10 protein-coding genes and 1 pseudogene are annotated in these 18569 nt (G+C 68.5%); 3 read left to right on the top strand and 8 right to left on the bottom strand.

Features of this window, described 5'->3' with window-relative positions; all coding sequences use genetic code 11:
* Positions 1-69: 69 nt before the first annotated feature.
* From ACFWU2_RS04195 to ACFWU2_RS04180, 4 genes and pseudogenes are all read right to left on the bottom strand, one after another.
* On the bottom strand, positions 70-339 hold the full coding sequence (locus ACFWU2_RS04195) for a metal-sensitive transcriptional regulator (RefSeq protein WP_378601373.1): 270 nt from the start codon (positions 337-339) through the stop codon (positions 70-72).
* Between the two features lie 101 nt (positions 340-440).
* Positions 441-602 (bottom strand): annotated as a pseudogene (locus tag ACFWU2_RS04190) (sulfite exporter TauE/SafE family protein); the annotation flags it as partial.
* A 76-nt stretch (positions 603-678) separates the two neighbouring features.
* Entirely contained in the window at positions 679-2841 is a 2163-nt protein-coding gene (locus ACFWU2_RS04185) for a S9 family peptidase (RefSeq protein ID WP_378601370.1), read from the bottom strand.
* A 6-nt stretch (positions 2842-2847) separates the two neighbouring features.
* Positions 2848-3732, bottom strand: a complete 885-nt coding sequence (locus tag ACFWU2_RS04180; protein WP_378601367.1) for a phosphoribosylaminoimidazolesuccinocarboxamide synthase — start codon at positions 3730-3732, stop codon at positions 2848-2850.
* Between the two features lie 105 nt (positions 3733-3837).
* On the opposite strand from ACFWU2_RS04180, the gene ACFWU2_RS04175 reads away from it, so the two are divergent.
* From ACFWU2_RS04175 to ACFWU2_RS04165, 3 genes are all read left to right on the top strand, one after another.
* On the top strand, positions 3838-5277 hold the full coding sequence (locus ACFWU2_RS04175; protein ID WP_378601364.1) for an MDR family MFS transporter: 1440 nt from the start codon (positions 3838-3840) through the stop codon (positions 5275-5277).
* Between the two features lie 30 nt (positions 5278-5307).
* Positions 5308-6180: a siderophore-interacting protein gene (locus ACFWU2_RS04170; protein ID WP_378601361.1), complete on the top strand. Its 873-nt coding sequence runs from the start codon at positions 5308-5310 to the stop codon at positions 6178-6180.
* Between the two features lie 114 nt (positions 6181-6294).
* Positions 6295-6663 (top strand): hypothetical protein, encoded by a 369-nt coding sequence (locus tag ACFWU2_RS04165; protein WP_378601348.1) that lies wholly within the window; start codon positions 6295-6297, stop codon positions 6661-6663.
* Between the two features lie 57 nt (positions 6664-6720).
* Here the strand turns inward: ACFWU2_RS04165 and ACFWU2_RS04160 are convergent, their stop codons facing one another.
* The 4 genes from ACFWU2_RS04160 to ACFWU2_RS04145 all read right to left on the bottom strand — a co-directional run bounded on the left by ACFWU2_RS04160 (position 6721) and on the right by ACFWU2_RS04145 (position 18562).
* On the bottom strand, positions 6721-7644 hold the full coding sequence (locus tag ACFWU2_RS04160) for a DUF5996 family protein (protein ID WP_378601345.1): 924 nt from the start codon (positions 7642-7644) through the stop codon (positions 6721-6723).
* 110 nt (positions 7645-7754) lie between these two features.
* The gene (entS, locus tag ACFWU2_RS04155; protein ID WP_378601342.1) at positions 7755-9005 is read right to left on the bottom strand and encodes an enterobactin transporter EntS; all 1251 of its coding nucleotides are present in this window, start codon (positions 9003-9005) and stop codon (positions 7755-7757) included.
* 10 nt (positions 9006-9015) lie between these two features.
* Positions 9016-9237: a phosphopantetheine-binding protein gene (locus ACFWU2_RS04150; RefSeq protein ID WP_378601297.1), complete on the bottom strand. Its 222-nt coding sequence runs from the start codon at positions 9235-9237 to the stop codon at positions 9016-9018.
* A gap of 34 nt (positions 9238-9271) precedes the next feature.
* Complete coding sequence (locus tag ACFWU2_RS04145) at positions 9272-18562, bottom strand: amino acid adenylation domain-containing protein (protein ID WP_378601294.1); 9291 nt, start codon at positions 18560-18562, stop codon at positions 9272-9274.
* Positions 18563-18569 lie beyond the last annotated feature (7 nt).

Here is an 18569-nt window from a genome sequence, read left to right as displayed (position 1 = left end):
CAAGTATGTCTAGACGGTTATATTTCCGTCAAGGCATACTTGGCGGTACCGACGACGGGAGCGCGGTGGTCACGCGAGAGCGAGGAAGAGCTTCTCCAGTTCGGCCTCGGTCATGGGTTCCTTGTTTCCGTCACCCGAATCGGCCATGCATTCCCGCAGGCCGCTGGCGACGATCTTGAAACCGGCACGGTCGAGCGCTTTCGACACCGCAGCGAGCTGCGTGACGACGTCCTTGCAGTCACGGCCCTGCTCGATCATCGCGATCACTCCGGCGAGCTGCCCCTGAGCACGGCGCAACCGATTGAGGACCAGGGTGATGCTTTCTTCGTCGCCGACCATGTCGATTCCTTTCGCGAATGTCCCGCCATCGTACCCCCTGGGGTATCAACCCCGGTCGTCTCGCATCTCGACGGCCGTCTCGGGACCACCGGACGTGCGGGCATCAGCAGGACGAACCACCCGAAGCCCTTTCGCAGCCCTCCGAGCCCCGCGAAAGATTTCATGGCGATCACGATGGGTGAAGTGCCCACGGCACTGGACCCCACGGCACTGGGCATGGGCAGTCCGCCGAGGAGCGCGAGCGCGGGCACAACGAGGAAACCCCACCGGCACCGCCCGGCAGTTGCACGAACCCGACGCGCGAGCCGCGGTTGTGTCGAGCGTCGGCAGGCCCGCCGGTTACGACCCGGCGGGTCGCGGCGCGGCCTCCCCGCGGTAGGCACCCGAAGTCTCGAGCACCCATGCGAACTCGAAAGCCACTTCGCGCCACTTCTCGTAGCGACCGGAGACACCACCGTGGCCGGCACTCATTTCGGTTTTGAGCAGCAACTGCGAGTCGCCGGTCTTGGTGGCTCGCAACTTCGCGACCCACTTGGCGGGTTCGACGTACAGCACGCGGGTGTCGTTGATGCTGGTGATCGCGAGGATCGCCGGATAGTCGTGGGCTCCGACGTTCTCGTACGGGCTGTAGGAGCGCATGTACTCGTACACCTCGGGATCGTCGAGCGGGTTGCCCCACTCGTCCCACTCGATCACCGTCAACGGCAGCGACGGATCGAGGATGGAGGTGAGCGGGTCGACGAACGGCACGTTCGCGAGGATGCCCGCGAACAGTTCGGGAGCGATGTTGGCGACCGCACCCATCAACAGGCCGCCCGCACTGCCCCCGTCCGCGACGAGCCGGTCGGGGCTGGTCACACCCTCGTCGATGAGGTGCCGCGCACACGCGACGAAGTCGGTGAAGGTGTTCTTCTTCGTGAGGGTCTTGCCGTTCTCGTACCAGTGCCGGCCCATCTCGCCGCCGCCGCGCACGTGCGCGACCACGAACACCATGCCGCGGTCGAGCAACGACAATCGAGCCACCGAGAATCCGGGATCGATACTGGCTTCGTAGGACCCGTACCCGTACAGCAAAGTCGGGGCCGGCCCGTGCGCCAGGTCTTTGCGCCGCACGATCGACAACGGAATCCGGGTGCCGTCTTCGGCGGTCGCCCATTCTCGGCGTTGTTCGTAGCGTGCCGGATCGAAGTCGCCGAGCACCGGTTGCGATTTGCGCAGCAGAAGTTCGCCGGTAGCCACGACGTACTCGTAGACACGGGTCGGCGTGATGAACGAGGTGAAGCCGAGGCGCAGGACGGGCTGCTTCCACTCGGGATTGCCACCCGGACCGACCGCGAAGAGTTCCTCGTCGAACTCGAGTTCGGTGAGTTCTCCGTAGCCGTCGTCGGTGAGGGGCCACACGGCGACCCGGGTGAGCGCCTCTCGGCGGTACCCGAGAACCAGGTGACCCTCGAACGCCTCGACGTCTTCGAGACGCACGTCGTGGCGGTGCCCGATGAGGGTGCGCAGTGACGACGGGTCGTCGACCGGCGCTTCGGCGAGCACGAAGTTCTCGGCCTTCTCCCCCGTGTCCGGGTCGACATCGTTGTGCATGATCAGCAGCCGGTCCCGGCCGCCGATCACCGCATGCTCGGCGCCGTATTCGACACCCTCACGACGCGGTAGGAGAACTCTGAATTCGCCTGTGGGATTATCGGATTCGAGAATCCACCCCTCGGTGGTGATCTTCGATCCGACCCAGATCATGAGGTACTTCTCGCTGCGGGTCGAGCCGATCGACACCCAGTACCGCTCGTCGGGCTCGTGGAAGACCTTCACGTCCTCGTCGCGCGCGGTGCCGAGTTTGTGCCGCCACACGGTGTCGGGGCGCCACGACTCGTCCACCGTCTGATAGAAGACGTGGCTGTGATCGAGGGCCCAGGTGGCTCCCGGTGCGGTGCCGGTGATTTCGTCGGGGAGCAACTCGCCGGTCTCGAGATTCTTGAAACGCAACGTGTACCGCTCGTCACCGACGACATCGGTCGAGTACGCCAGCAGCGTGCCGTCCTGGCTGATCGAGAACGCCCCGATGGAGAAGAACTCGTGCCCTTCGGCTTCCACGTTTCCGTCGAGCAGCACCTGCTCGCCCGGCAGGTCGACGCCGGGAGTGACCTCGGGCGGCGTCCAGTCGTCCGCATCCGTGATCGGCGCCCGGCACTGGATGCCGTACTGCTTGCCCTCGACGGTCCGGGCGTAGTACCACCAGTTGCCCATACGAGCGGGAACCGACATGTCGGTTTCCTGGGTACGGGACTTGATCTCCTCGAAAATCGACTCACGCAACGGCGCCAGGTGCGCGGTCTGCGCGTCGGTCCACGCGTTCTCGGCCTCGAGATACGCGACGACCTCGGGTGATTCCTTGTCGCGCAACCACTCGTAGTCGTCGACGAACGTGTGGCCGTGATGGACACGCTCGTGGGGAACCTTCTGGGCGACCGGCGGGGTCGAATTCGAGGAGGTCATCTGCGTTCAGCCGATCCAATCGTCGAAGGAGAGCCCGGAAATACGCTCGTAGGCTTCGATATACCGCGCACGCGTCTTGTCGACGATGTACTGCGGGAGCGCGGGCGGCGGAGTGTCGGACGCGCGGTCCCAACCGGATTCCTCGCTGGTGAGCCAGTTGCGGACGATCTGCTTGTCGAAGCTCGGCTGCACCTTGCCCTCCTCGTACTCGGCGGCATCCCAGTACCGCGACGAGTCGGGAGTGAGCACCTCGTCGGCAAGGACGAGATTGCCGGCCGTGTCCAGGCCGAACTCGAGCTTCGTGTCGGCGAGCAGGAGGCCACGTTCGGAGGTGTAGATCGCGGCGCGGCCGTAGATGTCGAGGGTGTCCTGACGCAACTTCATCGCAAGATTCACGCCGAGTTTCTCGACGACCTGGTCGAAGGTGATGTTCTCGTCGTGATCACCGAGGGCGGCCTTCGTGGCCGGAGTGAAGATCGGTTCGGGCAGGATGCTCGCCTCCACGAGACCCTCGGGAAGCGCGACGCCGCACACCGTGCCGGTGGCGCGGTAGTCGAGCAGACCGGACCCGGTGAGGAAACCGCGGGCGACGCACTCGACGGGCACCATCTCGAGCCGCTTCACCACGAGCGCGCGGCCGAGCACCTCTTCGGGGATGCGCTCGTCGTCGGGTTCACCCGCGAGGTGGTTGTTCGCATCGAGCAGATCGAAGAAGAACACGCTCATCGCGGTGAGGACCCGGCCCTTGTCGGGGATCGGCGTGTCGAGCACGTGGTCGTAGGCCGAGATCCGGTCGCTGGCGACGAGAAGCAGGTGCTCGTCGTCGACGACGTGCAGATCACGGACCTTGCCGCCGGCGAGGTGGGGATAGGACTCGAGTGAAGGACGCACGCTGACACCCTAGTGCGCGATGCGGACGGGGACCGAACGCCGTGGCGGATATCCCATCGACGACAATGGTCCGGAACCGGTGTTCGAAGCCAGGACAGGGGCGTCATGACTGCATCGTCACGGGTGGATGTCGGGTTCCGGTCCGAGCGCGGGCCGATCCTCATCGCCTTGATGCTCGCGACCTCCTTGGTTGCGCTCGAGAGCACGATCCTCGCGACAGCGGTGCCCACGATCGTCGCCGACCTCGGCGGATTCACCCAGTTCCCGTGGTTGTTCTCCAGCTACCTGCTCACGCAGGCGGTGCTGGTCCCGGTGTACGGCAAGTTGTCGGACACCTTCGGCCGTACCCCGGTGCTGCTGTTCGGCATCGGGGCCTTCGCGTTGGGATCGGTGTTGTGCGCGCTGGCGTGGAGCATGCCCGCCCTCATCGCGTTCCGCGCCGTCCAGGGCCTCGGTGCAGGTGCCGTGCTGCCTATGGCGCAGACCATCGCCGGTGACATCTACACCGTGGCCGAGCGCGCGAAAGCACAGGGATATCTCGCCAGTGTGTGGGGGATGTCCGCGGTCGTGGGACCGGCCCTGGGCGGCGTCTTCGTGGACTTCTGGTCATGGCGGTGGATCTTCTGGATCAACGTGCCGCTGTGCGCGGTCGCTGCATGGGTGATCGTCCGTAACTTCCACGAGGACCGTCCCTCCGGCAGCGCGCGACGCGTGGACTGGGCGGGCGCAGTGACACTCGCCGCGGGCGCGGCGCTGGTGATCCTCGGCCTGCTCGAGGGTGGCCAGTCGTGGGCGTGGTCCTCGGGGCGGAGCATCGGCATCTTCGCCGGTGGGATCGCACTGCTGGTGGTCTTCGGATGGATCGAGTCCCGCGCGGCCGAACCGATCCTGCCGATGTGGGTGCTCACCCGCCGGGTCCTGATCACCACGAGCGCCGTCTCGGCCCTCGTCGGCGCGGTCGTACTCGGGTTGACGTCATACGTCCCGTCGTTCGTGCAAGGTGCCCTCGGTACGTCCGCGCTGGTCGCCGGATTCGCCCTCGCCACGATGACCATCGGCTGGCCCATCGCCGCCTCGCAGTCCGGCCGGTTGTATCTGCGGATCGGGTTCCGGCTGACCGGCCTGGTCGGTGCGGTGCCGCTGCTCGCCGGCGCGGTCCTGCTCACACGGCTCGGAATCGGCTCGTCGCCGTGGCACGTCGCGGGGTGCTGCGTGCTCATCGGTCTCGGGCTGGGCCTGATCGCGAGCCCCGCACTCATCGCCGCACAATCGAGTGTCGAGTGGGCCGAACGGGGCGTGGTCACCGGTGCCAATGCCTTCGCCCGCGCATTGGGAAGCGCCGTGGGTGTCGCCGTGTTCGGTGCGCTCGCGAACACCGCGCTGTCCCGTTCCGATGGCTCCTCCGCCGAATCCGTCCCGGACGCCCCGCAGCTCGCGACGTCCGTCGCACCCGTCTTCACGGCGGTGCTCGTCTGCGCGGTGATCCTCACCTTCTGTGTCGCACTCATTCCGAACCGCCGGCAATCGGAATCCGACTCTGCCTGAATGTGGTCAGGGTGCCCTAAGGTGTCCGCTATGACCAACGAATACGGGATGCTCCCCGTCCTCATCGAAGTGGCGAGGGTCGAGGACATCACGCCTCACATGCGCCGGATCACCTTTGCCGGCCCCGGCGTAGCCGAATATGCAGCCGTCCCGGGCCGGGTGCCGAACATCAAGTTGGTGTTCCCCCGCGCGAACGGTCGACTCGAGGTGCCGGCCCGTAACGGATGGGGGCGGCTCGCATGGCCCGATCCCACCGTGAAACAGCAGGTCCGGACATACACGGTCCGCCGCCTCGACCCCGAGACCGCCGAGATGGACATCGATTTCGTCAAGCACGGCGACGAGGGCCTCGCGAGCGGCTGGGCCGAACACGCCCGTCCCGGGGACGTGATCGCAGCGGCGGGCGCGGGCGGAGTGACCGCCGGTGAAGCGGACTGGTACCTCGTCGTCGGTGACGAGACGGCCCTGCCCGCCATCGGGCGGATGCTCGAGCACATGCGGGAGGACGCCACCGGTGTCGCCTTGATCGAGGTGGCCGACGAACACGAGCAGCAGGACCTGCGCCATCCCGACGGAGTCGAGATCCGTTGGCTCCACCGCCACGGCGCACCCGCGGGCACCACCGATCAACTGTTCGACGCCGCGACCGCGGTCGAGATTCCCGGCGGTGATGTCACGAAGTTCGCGTGGGTGTCGGCGGAGTCGAAGACCGTGCTGGCGATGCGCAAGTGGCTGCGCAATGAGGCAGGGTTCGACCGCAAGGCCACGCTCGTCATCGGTTACTGGCGACGCGGGATGACGGAGACCGGCTACGGCAAGACCGCCGACCACGACCGGGTCGAGGACGAACACGACGAGGTCCTCCCCCACGATCACGACCACGATCACCAGCACGCTCACTGAGGGCCCACCCCGGTCGCGCGGATCGTTACAGACCGGATGTTTCGTTCTGCCGCGCGATCGGGCACCATCTCTGCGGTGAGGACCAGACGTGCAGGAAACGAAACCGTCGACGACATGACATACGTCCCGCTGGGATCGTCCGAGCATGCGGCGAACCAGCTTCGGAATGCCAGGGCCATGCAGGACACGACCGACTATCAGTCACTGCGTTCCGCGATGGACGCCGAGTACTACTGGCGGGGCGTGACCGAGACCTTCCGGATCGCAGACGAGTCGTTCACCGCGGTCTCCGCCGCGACGCGCGACGTCACGGACATCTCGTCGCACGTCATGGCGCGTGCGGCCGACTGGGTGGGCACCATCGAACTGGCCGCGGAAGGCAGCCGCCTCTACGGTGCGCTGGTGGCGTACACCCAAGGAGTCGGCGACGGATACGCGGCGATCGAATTGTGGGCGCACGGCGTCCGGAACGCACACTTCTGAGATCCGAGCCTGCCCCCGAAGGTCGTGCAGCGCCGACGGGCCGGCTCCGAGCGCGCGCTACGTCGGACGCTCGAGGTGCGCGCGATCCCAGTTCCCGAGATCCGCTGCGGCGTCGTAGGTGCTGCGGAGGAACTCCAGCACTTCCGCGTCGGGGTCGGCTGCCGTGCGCACCGCCTCGTACGGCAACACGAACTCGCCGAGTTCGGCGGAGTAGTACGCGGCATCCGGGCGCACAGGACGGTCCGCGTAGCCGTCCGGCGCGGGGTAGGCATACGCGTAGAAGGCGCCCTCGTCGCCACCACCGGGCCAGAATCCGCAGCTGCTCAGCTCGTGCGAGTAGGCCTCGGTCATCACCTCGTCGGGGCAGTGAGGGATTCCACCGGGATGTGGCGGTGCGGTGCGACCCGAGAATCGGGTGCAGGCCAGATCCATTGCTCCCCAGAAGAAGTGAACCGGGCTGACCTTGCCCAGGTACTCGCCCCGGAACTGCTGCAGGACACGGTCGGCTCGGAGCAGTTGCCGCCAGAACAGGTGTGCCGCGTCGGGATCGTACGCGCTGTGCTGGTGGTCCTGCGCGAACGGGATCGCCGGGTCGACCTCGTTGGGCGCACCATGGATCCGGGTCTCGATGCCCAGCTCGTCCAGAGCACCGAAGGTGCGCGAGTAGAAGTCCGACACGGGCTGCGCCGTGAGCGGGACGGCGCTACTGCCTCCGTCGCTCGCACGGATGTTGAGGTTGTGCTCGCAGAAATCGAATTCGAGGTCGAACACACCGCCGCGGTAGGGAATCGACGAGGTACCCAAGCCGCGTGCCGTGACGTACAACGTCGTGTGCCACCAATGGTTCACCGGCGGCGACTGGACCAACCGGATCTTACCCACGATCTGCAGCCACATGTGCAGGCTGTCGCGGGTGGCGGCCCAGTCTGCGACACGCAGACTCGGCCACTCGTCGCCCGGATTCTCGACGGATCGGTTCACGGCACCTCCCACGGTCGGACATCGAACCCTACTCGGCCGGGCCGCCGCCCGGACTCCGTCGAGAGGATTCGTTGCCGCCCGGTACAGTTCGCCTTTCCCTGGTACCGCGGTCAGGACGCAGGTTCGAACTGATCGTCGTCCACGAAACGCCGCAACGTCGGGAACGACGTCCACATCACGACGACGAGCACGATGCCGGCGACTCCGTACACCGTCAGCGCCATCGACATCGGCACCACCGACGCGATCACACCGGCGGCGATCGCACCGAGCGACGTACCCGCAGTCACCTGGGCAGACCACACCGCAGCGATACGCCCGCGGTACTCGTCGGCGGTGTTGCGCTGCACCGTCGCATACCGCATCACATCGGCGAGCGAGTCGCCGAATCCGTACGCTGCCAGGCCCAGCAGCACGACCGCGGTCACGCCGGTCGCGCCTGCTCCGGCGAGCCCTGCGGCCGAGACGGCCATGAGGACGAAGACGACCAGACCGGACCGTCGGACGGAACCCGTCCAGCCGCTCGTGAGCGAACCGAGAACGGCACCGACAGCCGGCGCGGCATAGAGCAACCCGACCACCGACGGCCCCGCGCCGAGCACGCGGTCGGCGAACGCCGGGAGCAGCACTGCCCAGCCGGTGAGCAGCATCGCGGCAAAACCTACGACGAGAACCTGGCCGATCACCCGGTTGCGGAACGCATACGTGAAACCCGCGGCGATCGATCTCAGCGGTGATTCGACGGACACCGTCGCCGGCGGCAGCGGTGGCAGCCGCGTGATGCAGAAGGTGGTGATCACGGTGGTGAACGCGGCGAACGCGTAGGCCAGGCCCACCCCACCGGCGGCGATCACGACACCACCCAGTGCCGGGCCCACCATGGAGCCGAGATCCGCGGTGAGCGCCATGAGGGCGCCCGCCGCCGCCAGCTTGTCGCGCGGCACCAGGCTGGGAGTGACGGCCATCAGCGCGGTCGCCGAGATACCGCCCGCCGCCCCGTCGACGACGGAGATGAGGTAGATCGCCCACATCTGCGGCTCGGGCAGGTAGGCGTTGACGGCGAGCAGCGCGAAGGCCACCGCCGCGGTCCCTCGCGCAATGGCGATCACGTTGCGCCGGTCGAACCGGTCCGCCAGGACACCGCCGACGAAAGTCGCGGCGAACGTGGTGATTCCGAGGACCGCGGTCACTGCCGCGACCTGGGCGGTGGATCCGGTGAGCTGGTAGACCTGCACCGGGACCGCGACGATGAGAAACCCGAGGCCCAGCAGCGACACCACCCGCGCGGTGAACAGGTACCGGAACTCGCGACTGGTACGGATCGGATCGAGATCGATGGTCAGTTTCTCCAGGAGGGCCACGGCGGTCCGCTCACTGTCCGGCGAGCAGGGCGCACCACTGCTCGAGGTCGGGTTCGGACGCGAGCGACACGAAATCGATGTCGGCGCCCGCGCCGCGCCACTGTTCGATCAGCGCCATCAGGCGCACCGAATCGAGGCCCTGATCCACCAGATTCACCGTCGGGTCGAGCTCGTCCGGCTCCACCTCCAGGATGCGGGCGGTATCGGCGAGGATGGTCGCGCGGTCCAACATGTCTGTCTCCTTCTGCTGACGGTACGAAAGTAGTTCAGGCGACCGGGGATCGGCGGCCGGCGAGGGCGGTCAGTGCCTGCACCCAGCGCTGCGACAGCAGTTCGAGGGTGCCGGCGCCGACAACTCCGGTGGCCGCGGCGAATTCGCAGTCCAGGACGGGTCCGTCCTCGGTGTCCTCGGTGATCGCGTCGACTTGCAGGACGTGATCGAGCGGTGTCGACGGATCCACCGACCCGCCGAGTGCCGGCGCTTCGGGGGCGCCCGACCACGGGGCGCCGGTCTCTTCGCCGAGCGTCATCCGGCCGAGGTAGTTGAACACCACCTCGGGTCGGCGGTACCCGGCGAACCGATCCGCGAAGTCCGGATTGAAGCGGTGCAGCACACCGAAACCGATCCCGTTGTCCGGCAGAGCGCGCAGCGACCGAGGGACGCGAGCGAGTGCGTCACCTGCGGCCGGGCCGCCCTCGAGCGCGTCGTGGATGTCGATTCCGGTGAGGTCGAGGGCAACCGGGAACATCGATGTGAACCATCCGACCGTGCGGGAGATGTCGGCGCCCGGCACCACGTCCTCCTCGCGACCGTGGCCCTCGAGTTCGACACGAACGGTGTCACCGCCACGCACCGACGCCACTGCCAGAGCGAGCGCGGTGAGCAGTGCCTCGTTGATCGACTCACCGGCGAGCACCCGTTCGGTCACGGGGACCGGGACACGCACGCGGACCGAGCGGAGCGCGGACACGGTGTCGACGGAAGGATCGAGGTCGCGCTCTCCCAGGGACGGCTCGGATGCCGACAGGGCAGGTTCCCAGGCGGGCCAGGACTCGACGACCCGCTTCGATCGTGCCGCCTCCGCGAGTCCGGTGGCCCAGGCGCGGAACGGGGTACCGGAGGCGGCGAGCCGGATGGTTCCGCCACCGGCGGCCTGCTCGACCGCGTCCGCCAGATCCGGGACCAGGATCCGCCACGACACCCCGTCCACGACCAGGTGGTGAACGGCGACGAGAACACGGCCTGCGGTCCGGGGCCCGAAGTCGAACCAGACCACCTGGAGCATCACGCCCGCTTCCCGGTCGAGCGAGGAATAGGCCCGTTCCCGTTCGGCAGCGAACAGGTCCTGCCACCGTGGGTCGTCGACGCCGGCCTCGTCGAGATGCGTCGCATCGACGCGCCGGACCAGTGCGTCGACGGCGGGGATCTCCGGCGCGTGCTCCGCCGGGACCGTCCACGCCGGACGAGCGCCACCGGCGGAGAACCGGGACCGCAACATCGGATGCGCACCGAGCAGCGCGGTCACCGCCGTCTGCAACGTGGGCAACGTCAGCCCGGACGGGGCAACGAGCAACCGGGCCTGGGAGAAGCGGCTGAGGTCGCTTCCCCAGCCGAGGGCCTCCCACACGATCGGCACGAGCGGCACGTCACCGATCGCCTCGTCGGTGCCGTAGACCCGGTCGTGCACCGGACCGGCCGTGTCGGCCGCCGCGGCGAGGTCGGCGACGGTGCGCAGTTCGAAGACCTGGCGGGTCGTGATCCGCACGCCGGCAGCACGCGCCTTCGAGACGAGCTGCATCGAGACGATGGAATCTCCTCCGAGGGAGAAGAAGTCGTCGTCGGCACCGACGCGGTCCAGGCCGAGGACGTCTGCGACGACGGCGGCAAGCGCAGCCTCTGCGGGAGTGCTCGGTTCCCGCGACCCGACGAGCGCCGCGAAATCCGGTTCGGGCAGCGCCTTCCGGTCGACCTTGCCGTTGACGGTCGCCGGGAATCGGTCGAGCACCATGACGACGGCGGGGACCATGTAGTCGGGCAATGTCACCGCGGTCGCCGTCCGTACGGCGGCCGGGTCGACGTCGCCGTCCGGCGTCACGTAGCCGACGAGACGGACCACGCCGCGGTTGTCGGTGTGCGCGACCACGACCGCGTCGCGTACGCCGCGTACTGCCGTGAGGGCCGCTTCGACCTCGCCGAGTTCGACGCGGAAACCCCGGATCTTGACCTGGTCGTCGCCGCGACCGAGGAATTCGAGCACGGTGTTGCCGTCCGCACCGGCCACCCGCTTGACGACATCACCGGTGCGATACAACCGGGATCCGCTGCTGCCGAACGGGTTCGGAACGAACCGGGTGCAGGTGAGGTCGGGACGGCCGAGATAGCCGCGTGCGACACCGTCTCCGGAGATGTAGAGCTCGCCCGCCACGCCCGTCGGAACGGGCCTGAGCATCGCGTCGAGGACGTGGGCGCCGCCGCCGTGCACCGCTCTGCCCAGACACGGGGTATCGGCGTCGGTGACCTTGCCGACGAGGGAGTCGACGGTGCATTCGGTCGGCCCGTACAGGTTGAATGCGCGCCCGTCGGTGAGTTCCCGAAGGCGGCGCCACGACGCGGGGTTGACGGCTTCACCGCCGAATCCCACCGTGGCGGGCCGGTGCGGATGGTCGTAGAGCCCCGCGGCGAGCATCCGGTCGAGGAACGACGGCGTGACCTCGAGGAAGTCGAGCCGGTGCTCGATCGTGTAGGCGACCATCCGTTCCGGATCACGCATCGTGTCCTCGTCGAAGACGTGCACGGTGTGGCCGTCGAACATCCAGAGCGTGGGCTGCCACGACGCGTCGAAGCCGAACGACCACGCGTGGCCCACGCCGACGACCTCGCGCTGCGACGCGGCGACCGTGGGCACGTAGAGGTCGGCGCGGTGGCTGTCGAACAGGTTGAGCAGATTGGCGTGGGTGACGGCGACGCCCTTCGGCAAGCCGGTCGATCCCGATGTGTAGATCACGTACACGCCGTTGTCCGGCTGCAACGCCGCGCGACGGTCCGCGTCGGTCACGGGGGTCGCCGGCAGCGACGCGAGGGCATTCCGGGTCGCGGGGTCGTCGAGAACGACCACGGGGGTGTCCCCCGCGACGGCGTCGATCCGGCCGGCGACGTCCGCGGTGGTCACGATCACGCACGGTCCGGAGTCCGCGATCATGTGCGCCAGGCGGTCGGCGGGATAGGACGGGTCCATGGGGACGTACACGCCACCCGACCGGATGGCGGCGGCGATGGCCACGATCATGTGCTGGGACCGGGGCAGGGCCAATCCCACGACCGTCTCGGGGCCGACGCCTGCATCGATCAGCAGACGCGCCAGACGGGCCGACCGGTCCCCGAGTTCGGCGAAGGACACTGTCACCGCGCCGGACACGACTGCCGGAACGTCCGGGGTGCGGGCGATCTGCGCGTCGAGCAGGTCGGCAACCGTGGCCGCTCCCGAAGCGGGTGCGTGCGGGGTATCCGACCGGTCGAGCACGTCCCGGTGTTCCGCGTCGGTCAGCACATCGAGGTGCGCGACGGGCACCGGCCGGTCTGCGACGAGTTGCTCGAGGATCCGGACGAGTCGCTGTCCTACGGCTGCGGCGTCGTGTTCACCGAAGACCGCAGGCTGGTATTCGAGCACCAGGCGCAGCGTGTCCTGCAGCCCCGCGACGAGGACGAGGGGGAAGTTGGTGGCGTCCGTGCCGTTCATCGCCGACACCCGGACTCCGCTGTCGCGCTGGGCGCGGTCGAGGGCGTCACGGTCCACCGGATAGTTCTCGAACACCAGCAGGGTGTCGAACAGTTCACCCACTCCTACGGCACGCTGTACATCCGCGAGACCGACGTACTGGTGATCCATCACCCGGTTCTGCTCGGACTGTATGCGCGAGAGCAACTCTGCGACCGACTCGTCGGCTGAAGTCCGGACCCGCACGGGGACGGTGTTGATGAACAGTCCGATCATCGACTCCACGCCGGGGACGTCCGGCACGCGCCCCGACACGATCGCGCCGAACACCACGTCCGGCCGTCCGGTGAGCGCGGCGAGCAGCAGTCCCCACGCCGTCTGCACCACGGTGTTCACCGTGACACCGCGGGAGCGGCTCACGGAGAGAAGCCGCTCCGACAGCGCGTCCGGTACCGCTATCGTGAGTTCGCCGGGCAGTTCGGCCTGCATCGACGACCCGGCCGGTGCGACGAGTGTCGGTTCGTCGACCCCCGACAACGCCTCGCGCCACACCTTGAGTCCGGCGGCACCGTCCTGGCGGTCCAGCCAGGCGAGGTAGTCCGTGAACGGCACCGCGCGGGCCAGACCCGACGTGTCCCCGCCGGCCGCGTAGATCTGGAACAGTTCCTGCACCAGCAGCGGAGTGGACCAGCCGTCCAGGACGAGATGGTGTGCGGTGAACACCAGGCGCGACCGGTCACCGGACAACTGCAGGAGGCGGAAGCGGACGAGCGGTGCGGTGTCGGCAGCGAACCGGTCCACACGGTCGGACTCCACGAATGCGTGGGCGCGTCCGGTAGGGTCGGCGGCCGCGGACAGGTCGATCACCTCGAACGGCGTCTCGACCGTGGCTGCGACGACCCCGATCGGGACACCCGAACCGGAGATCCGGAAACCGGTGCGCAACACTGCATGCCGTTCGATGAGACGGGAGATGCTGCGGCGCAGCAGCACGGTGTCGACTGCACCGTCGAGATCGAGAACCGACTGCATCGTGTAGACGTCGACGCTGTCCTCGTCGAGTCCCGACAGGAAGTACATGCCGCGCTGCAGCGGGGTCAGCGGCACGACGTCCTCGAGCCCGCCGGTGACCGCGCGGTCGAGTTCCGCCGTCTCCTCGACGGTCAGCCCGGTCGCCGTCAGATCGGACGGGGTGAGGGCGATTGCGGCGGGTTCGTCTGCCACACGAGACAGGGTGGCGAGCGCATCGCCCCAGGCGCGGGCGATCCGCTCTGCCGTCGTGGCGTCCAGTACGCCGGTGGCATAGGTGAATTCGGCGGACAGCACCGGACCGTCCGGGCCGTCGTCGGTGATCGCGTTGACATCGAGCACATGATCGAGCGGCGTGGCCGGGTCGACGGATCCGCCGAGCGCGGCAGCCTCGGGAGCCGCCGACCACGGAGCCGACGCGGTCTCTCCGAGCGTCATGCGTCCGAGATAGTTGAAGACGATCTCGGGGGCGCGGTAGCCGGTGAACAGATCGTCGTTCCCGCCGGACAGGCGCCGCAGGATCCCGAATCCGATTCCGTTGTCCGGCACCGCGCGCAGCGACTCCTTGACGTGTGCGAGGCAGAGGGCGGGGTTGTCGGGAGATGCGCCGAGGTCGAGGACGACGGGATACATCGAGGTGAACCAGCCGACCGTGCGGGAGAGGTCGGCGCCGGGCACGATGTGCTCCTCGCGGCCGTGTCCTTCCAGGTGCACCCGCACCGCCGATCCGCCACGGACCGACGTCACCGCCATCGCGAGGGCCGCGAGCAGGACATCGGCGACGCCGGTGCGGAAGGCGGCGGGCACGGAGGTGAGGATGCGTGCGGTGATGTCGCCGGGGACGCGTACCTCGACCGACGCCGAGGTCGACACCGTGTCGCGGGCGGGGTCCAGCGCGCGGCAACCGAGCGCGGTCTGCTCGCTCGCGCCGCCCGCGGTGTCCGTGCAGGACCGCGACCACACCGGGCGGGACTGTGTCACCCGATCCGAGTGTGCGGCCTCCGCGAGTCCGGTCGCCCAGTCCCGGAACGAGGTTCGCGGTTCCTCGAGCGCACCGGCGGCACCACGGCGGGCACCGTCCACCGCACTCGCAAGGTCCGGGACGAGGATGCGCCAGGACACCCCGTCGACCACGAGATGGTGCACCGTCACCAGCACGCGGCCGGGCACCTCGGGTCCGGCGTCGAAGAAGACGAGCTGCACCATCACGCCGGCGGCGGGATCGATCGCGGCCCGGGCAGCATCCTGGGCGGCGGTGAACTCCGCCTGCCACCGGGCGGCGTCGAGTCCCCGCACGTCCACGTGCCGGACCAGCCCCTCGGCATCGGGTACCTCGTCGGGCACGATCCAGGAGGCAGAGTCGTTCCCGTCGGCGTCCGTGCCGACGGTGAAGCGCGACCGGAGCATGTGGTGGGTCGTCAACAGCGCACGGACACCGGCGACGAGGTCACCGGTGCCGAGACCCGCCGGTGTCACCAGTAGGCGGGACTGGGTGAATGTCCGCAGTGTGTGGGCAGGCATGTGCGTGAGCGTGTCGTGAACGATCGGAGTGAGCGGAACCGGTCCGACGGCCGAGGTCGTCTCGCGTCCCACCTCTGCTGCGGACGCGGTGTCGTGCGCCGCCGCGATCGCAGCGGGGGTGCGCAGTTCGAAGACCTGACGCGCGGTGACCTGGATATCCGCGGCCCGGAGTCGCGCCACCAGCTGGATCGAGACGATGGAGTCCCCGCCGAGGGTGAAGAAGTCGTCGTCGACGCCCACACGTTCGAGACCGAGTACGTCGGCGAACGCACTGCACAGCGTCGTCTCGAGCTCGGTGGTCGCCTCGCCGGAACCGGCCAGAGCCGCGAAATCCGGTTCGGGAAGGGCCTTTTTGTCGATTTTTCCGTTCGCCGTCACCGGTAGAGCCGGCAGCACGACCACGGTGGCGGGAACCATGTACTCGGGCAGGCGCGCGGCGAGGGCGGTACGCAGGTCCGCGGGCTCGAGGGCGTCGTCGGCCACCACGTAGGCGACCAGTCTGGTCACTCCCCTGCCGTCCGTGTGCGGAACGACCACGGACGCCCGCACGCCCGGATAGGCGTCGGTCGCGGCCTCGACCTCGGCGGGTTCGATGCGGTAGCCGCGGATCTTGACCTGGTCGTCGTCTCGGCCCACGTATTCCAGAACGCCCGCGCGGGTCCAGCGCACCACGTCGCCGGTGCGGTACATGCGCTCGCCGGACCCGGCACAGGGGTCGGCCACGAAGCGGTCGGCGCTCAGGCCCGGTCGCCCGAGATACCCTCGCGCGACACCGTTTCCGGCGACATACAACTCTCCTGTCACGCCGGGCGCGACGGGGCGCAACCAGTGGTCGAGCACGTACAGCCGGGTGCCCGGCATCGGCCCGCCGATCGTGACCGGCCCGCCGGAGATGGGGGCATACGAGGCGTCCACGGTGCACTCGGTGGGGCCGTAGCAGTTGAAGGCTTCGACGCCGGATCCGGCGAGCGTGTGCCACAGGTCGCCGCTCACGGCCTCGCCGCCGACGGTCACCTTGGCAGGCCGGTGGTATGCGGGATCGAGGAGGCCGCCCTCGAGCAAACGGGTCATGAGCACGGGCACCGTGTCGACGTAGTCGATGCGATGGGCGCGGACGTACTCGACGAGGTACTGCACGTCGGTCCGGCGGTCGTCGTCCGGGAGGTGCAGGGTGTGCCCGTCGAACAACCACGTGAGCGCGGCGACGGCGGAGTCGAATGCGAACGGGTACGTCAGCAGCACACGCCACTGGTCTCCGCGCGGCTCCCGTATCCCGGGAAGCATCAACGTCTTTCTCTGTGCCGCGTGAAGATCTGCGAGGTTGTCGTGGGAGACGACGACCCCCTTCGGAGTCCCCGTCGAGCCGGACGTATAGATGACGTAGGCAGCGTGTCCCGCGTGCAGCGGTGCGCAACGGTCGCCGTCCGTAACCGGGTGCGCCGGGAACTCGGCACGCGCCCGCTCCACGCCGGGATCGTCGAGCAGCAGCACGTCGACTCCGGCGAGCACGTCACCGAGTTCTCCGGCGACTGCGGACGTACTGATCACGACGACCGGCGCAGCGTCGGTCACCATGTGCTTCAAACGGTCGGCCGGGTACGACGGGTCGAGCGGCAGGTACGCCCCGCCCGCGGCGAGCACCGCCGCGATCGCCTCGACCATCACGGCAGTGCGCGGCAGTGCGAGCCCGACACGGTCGTCGGGTCCCACGCCTCGTGCGATCAGCAGCCGTGCGAGGCGGGCGGACTCTGCGCCCAGCTCCTCGAACGTGAGCCGCTGGTCGCCGCTCACCACCGCGAGATCTCCGGAACGCGCCCGGAACTGCCGGGTGAGCACATCCACGACCGTGCCCGTGGCAGGTTCGGCAGCCGCGAAAGAACCGGCTCCCGAAGACCAGGCTCCGAGCACCTGCTCGCGCTCGGCCCCGGGCAGCACGTCCAGTGCCGCGACGGGCGCATCCGCATCGGACGCGAGGGCCTCGAGGATCGCGACGAGCCGGGACCCGAGCGCCGCCGCGTCGTCGTGGGTGAACAGCGCCGGACGGTAGTCGAGCTTGACGACGAGGTCGTCGGCAAGTCCCGCGGTGAGGACGAGCGGATAGTTGGTGGCGTCGTGGGCCTCGACGCCGGCGATGGTGACGCCGCCGGACTGTTGCGCGCGCTCGAGCGCCTCGCGGTCCACCGGGTAGCTCTCGAAGATGGTGAGAGTGTCGAACAATTCGCCGATCCCGGCGTCGCGCTGGATGTCCGCGAGCCCGAGGTACTGGTGGTCCACCGTGCGTGACTGGTCGAGCTGGACCCGTCGCAGTGTCTCGGTGACGGTTCCGCGCGGGTCGAGCCGGACGCGGACGGGGACGGTGTTGATGAACAAGCCGACCATGGATTCGACCCCGGCCAGTTCGGCTGGGCGGCCCGACACGGTCGCGCCGAACACGATGTCGTCGCGGCCGAGCAGACCGGACAGGAGCATCGCCCACGCGGTCTGCAGCACGGTGTTGAAGGTGACGCCTGCCGTGCGGGTCAACGTGCCGAGACGCTCGGCGAGGCCGGGGGGCACGGTGACGGCCAGCTCGGCGCACGGCTCCGCGGCGCGCGTGGAGCCGGGCGGGGCAACAAGGCTCGGCTCGGTGAAATCCGCGAGGGTCTCGCGCCACAGCTGGCGCGCGGTGTCGTGATCCTGTCGTTCCAGCCACGCCAGGTAGTCGCGATAGGGCCGCACCGGACCGAGCACCGTACCGGCGCGCGCGGCCGACTCGCCCGCTGCATACAGCTCGAGGAGTTCCCGCACCATGATCGGTGTCGACCATCCGTCGACGACGATGTGATGCGTGGTGAGGAGCAGCCGCACGTCGTCGGTACCGAACCGGACGAAGTGCCATCGCACGAGCGGGGGCTGGGTGAGGTCGAACCAGTGGCGGAGGTCGGCATCGATCAGATCCTGCAGGCGCCGTTCCGCTTCCGGGCCGGGTGTTCCCGTCAGATCGGCGCTTCGCCAAGGCGCTTCGACACCGCGCACGACAAGTCCTGCAGTGCGTCCGTCCTTTCGTGGACGGAAACACGTCCGCAGCGACGCATGCCGATCGAGCAGCGCCTGCGCTGCCGTGCGCATGCGATCCTCGTCCACCGTTCCCGACAGGCGCAGGACCGACTGCACGGTGTACGCGTCGGGCTCGGCGCTGCCGTCTGTGCCGGCGGCGGGCTCGGTGGGAGCAGCGATCGTGCTCAGGTAGAGCAGACCCTGCTGCAACGGTGAGAGCGGAACGATGTCTTCGAGCGCAGTGGAGTGAGTCATGACTGCT

Source organism: Rhodococcus sp. NPDC058639 (assembly GCF_042717545.1).
In the GTDB taxonomy this organism is placed as follows: domain Bacteria; phylum Actinomycetota; class Actinomycetes; order Mycobacteriales; family Mycobacteriaceae; genus Rhodococcus.
Note: the sequence above shows the minus strand (reverse complement) of the source record. Positions and strands in the feature narration are given on the sequence as shown.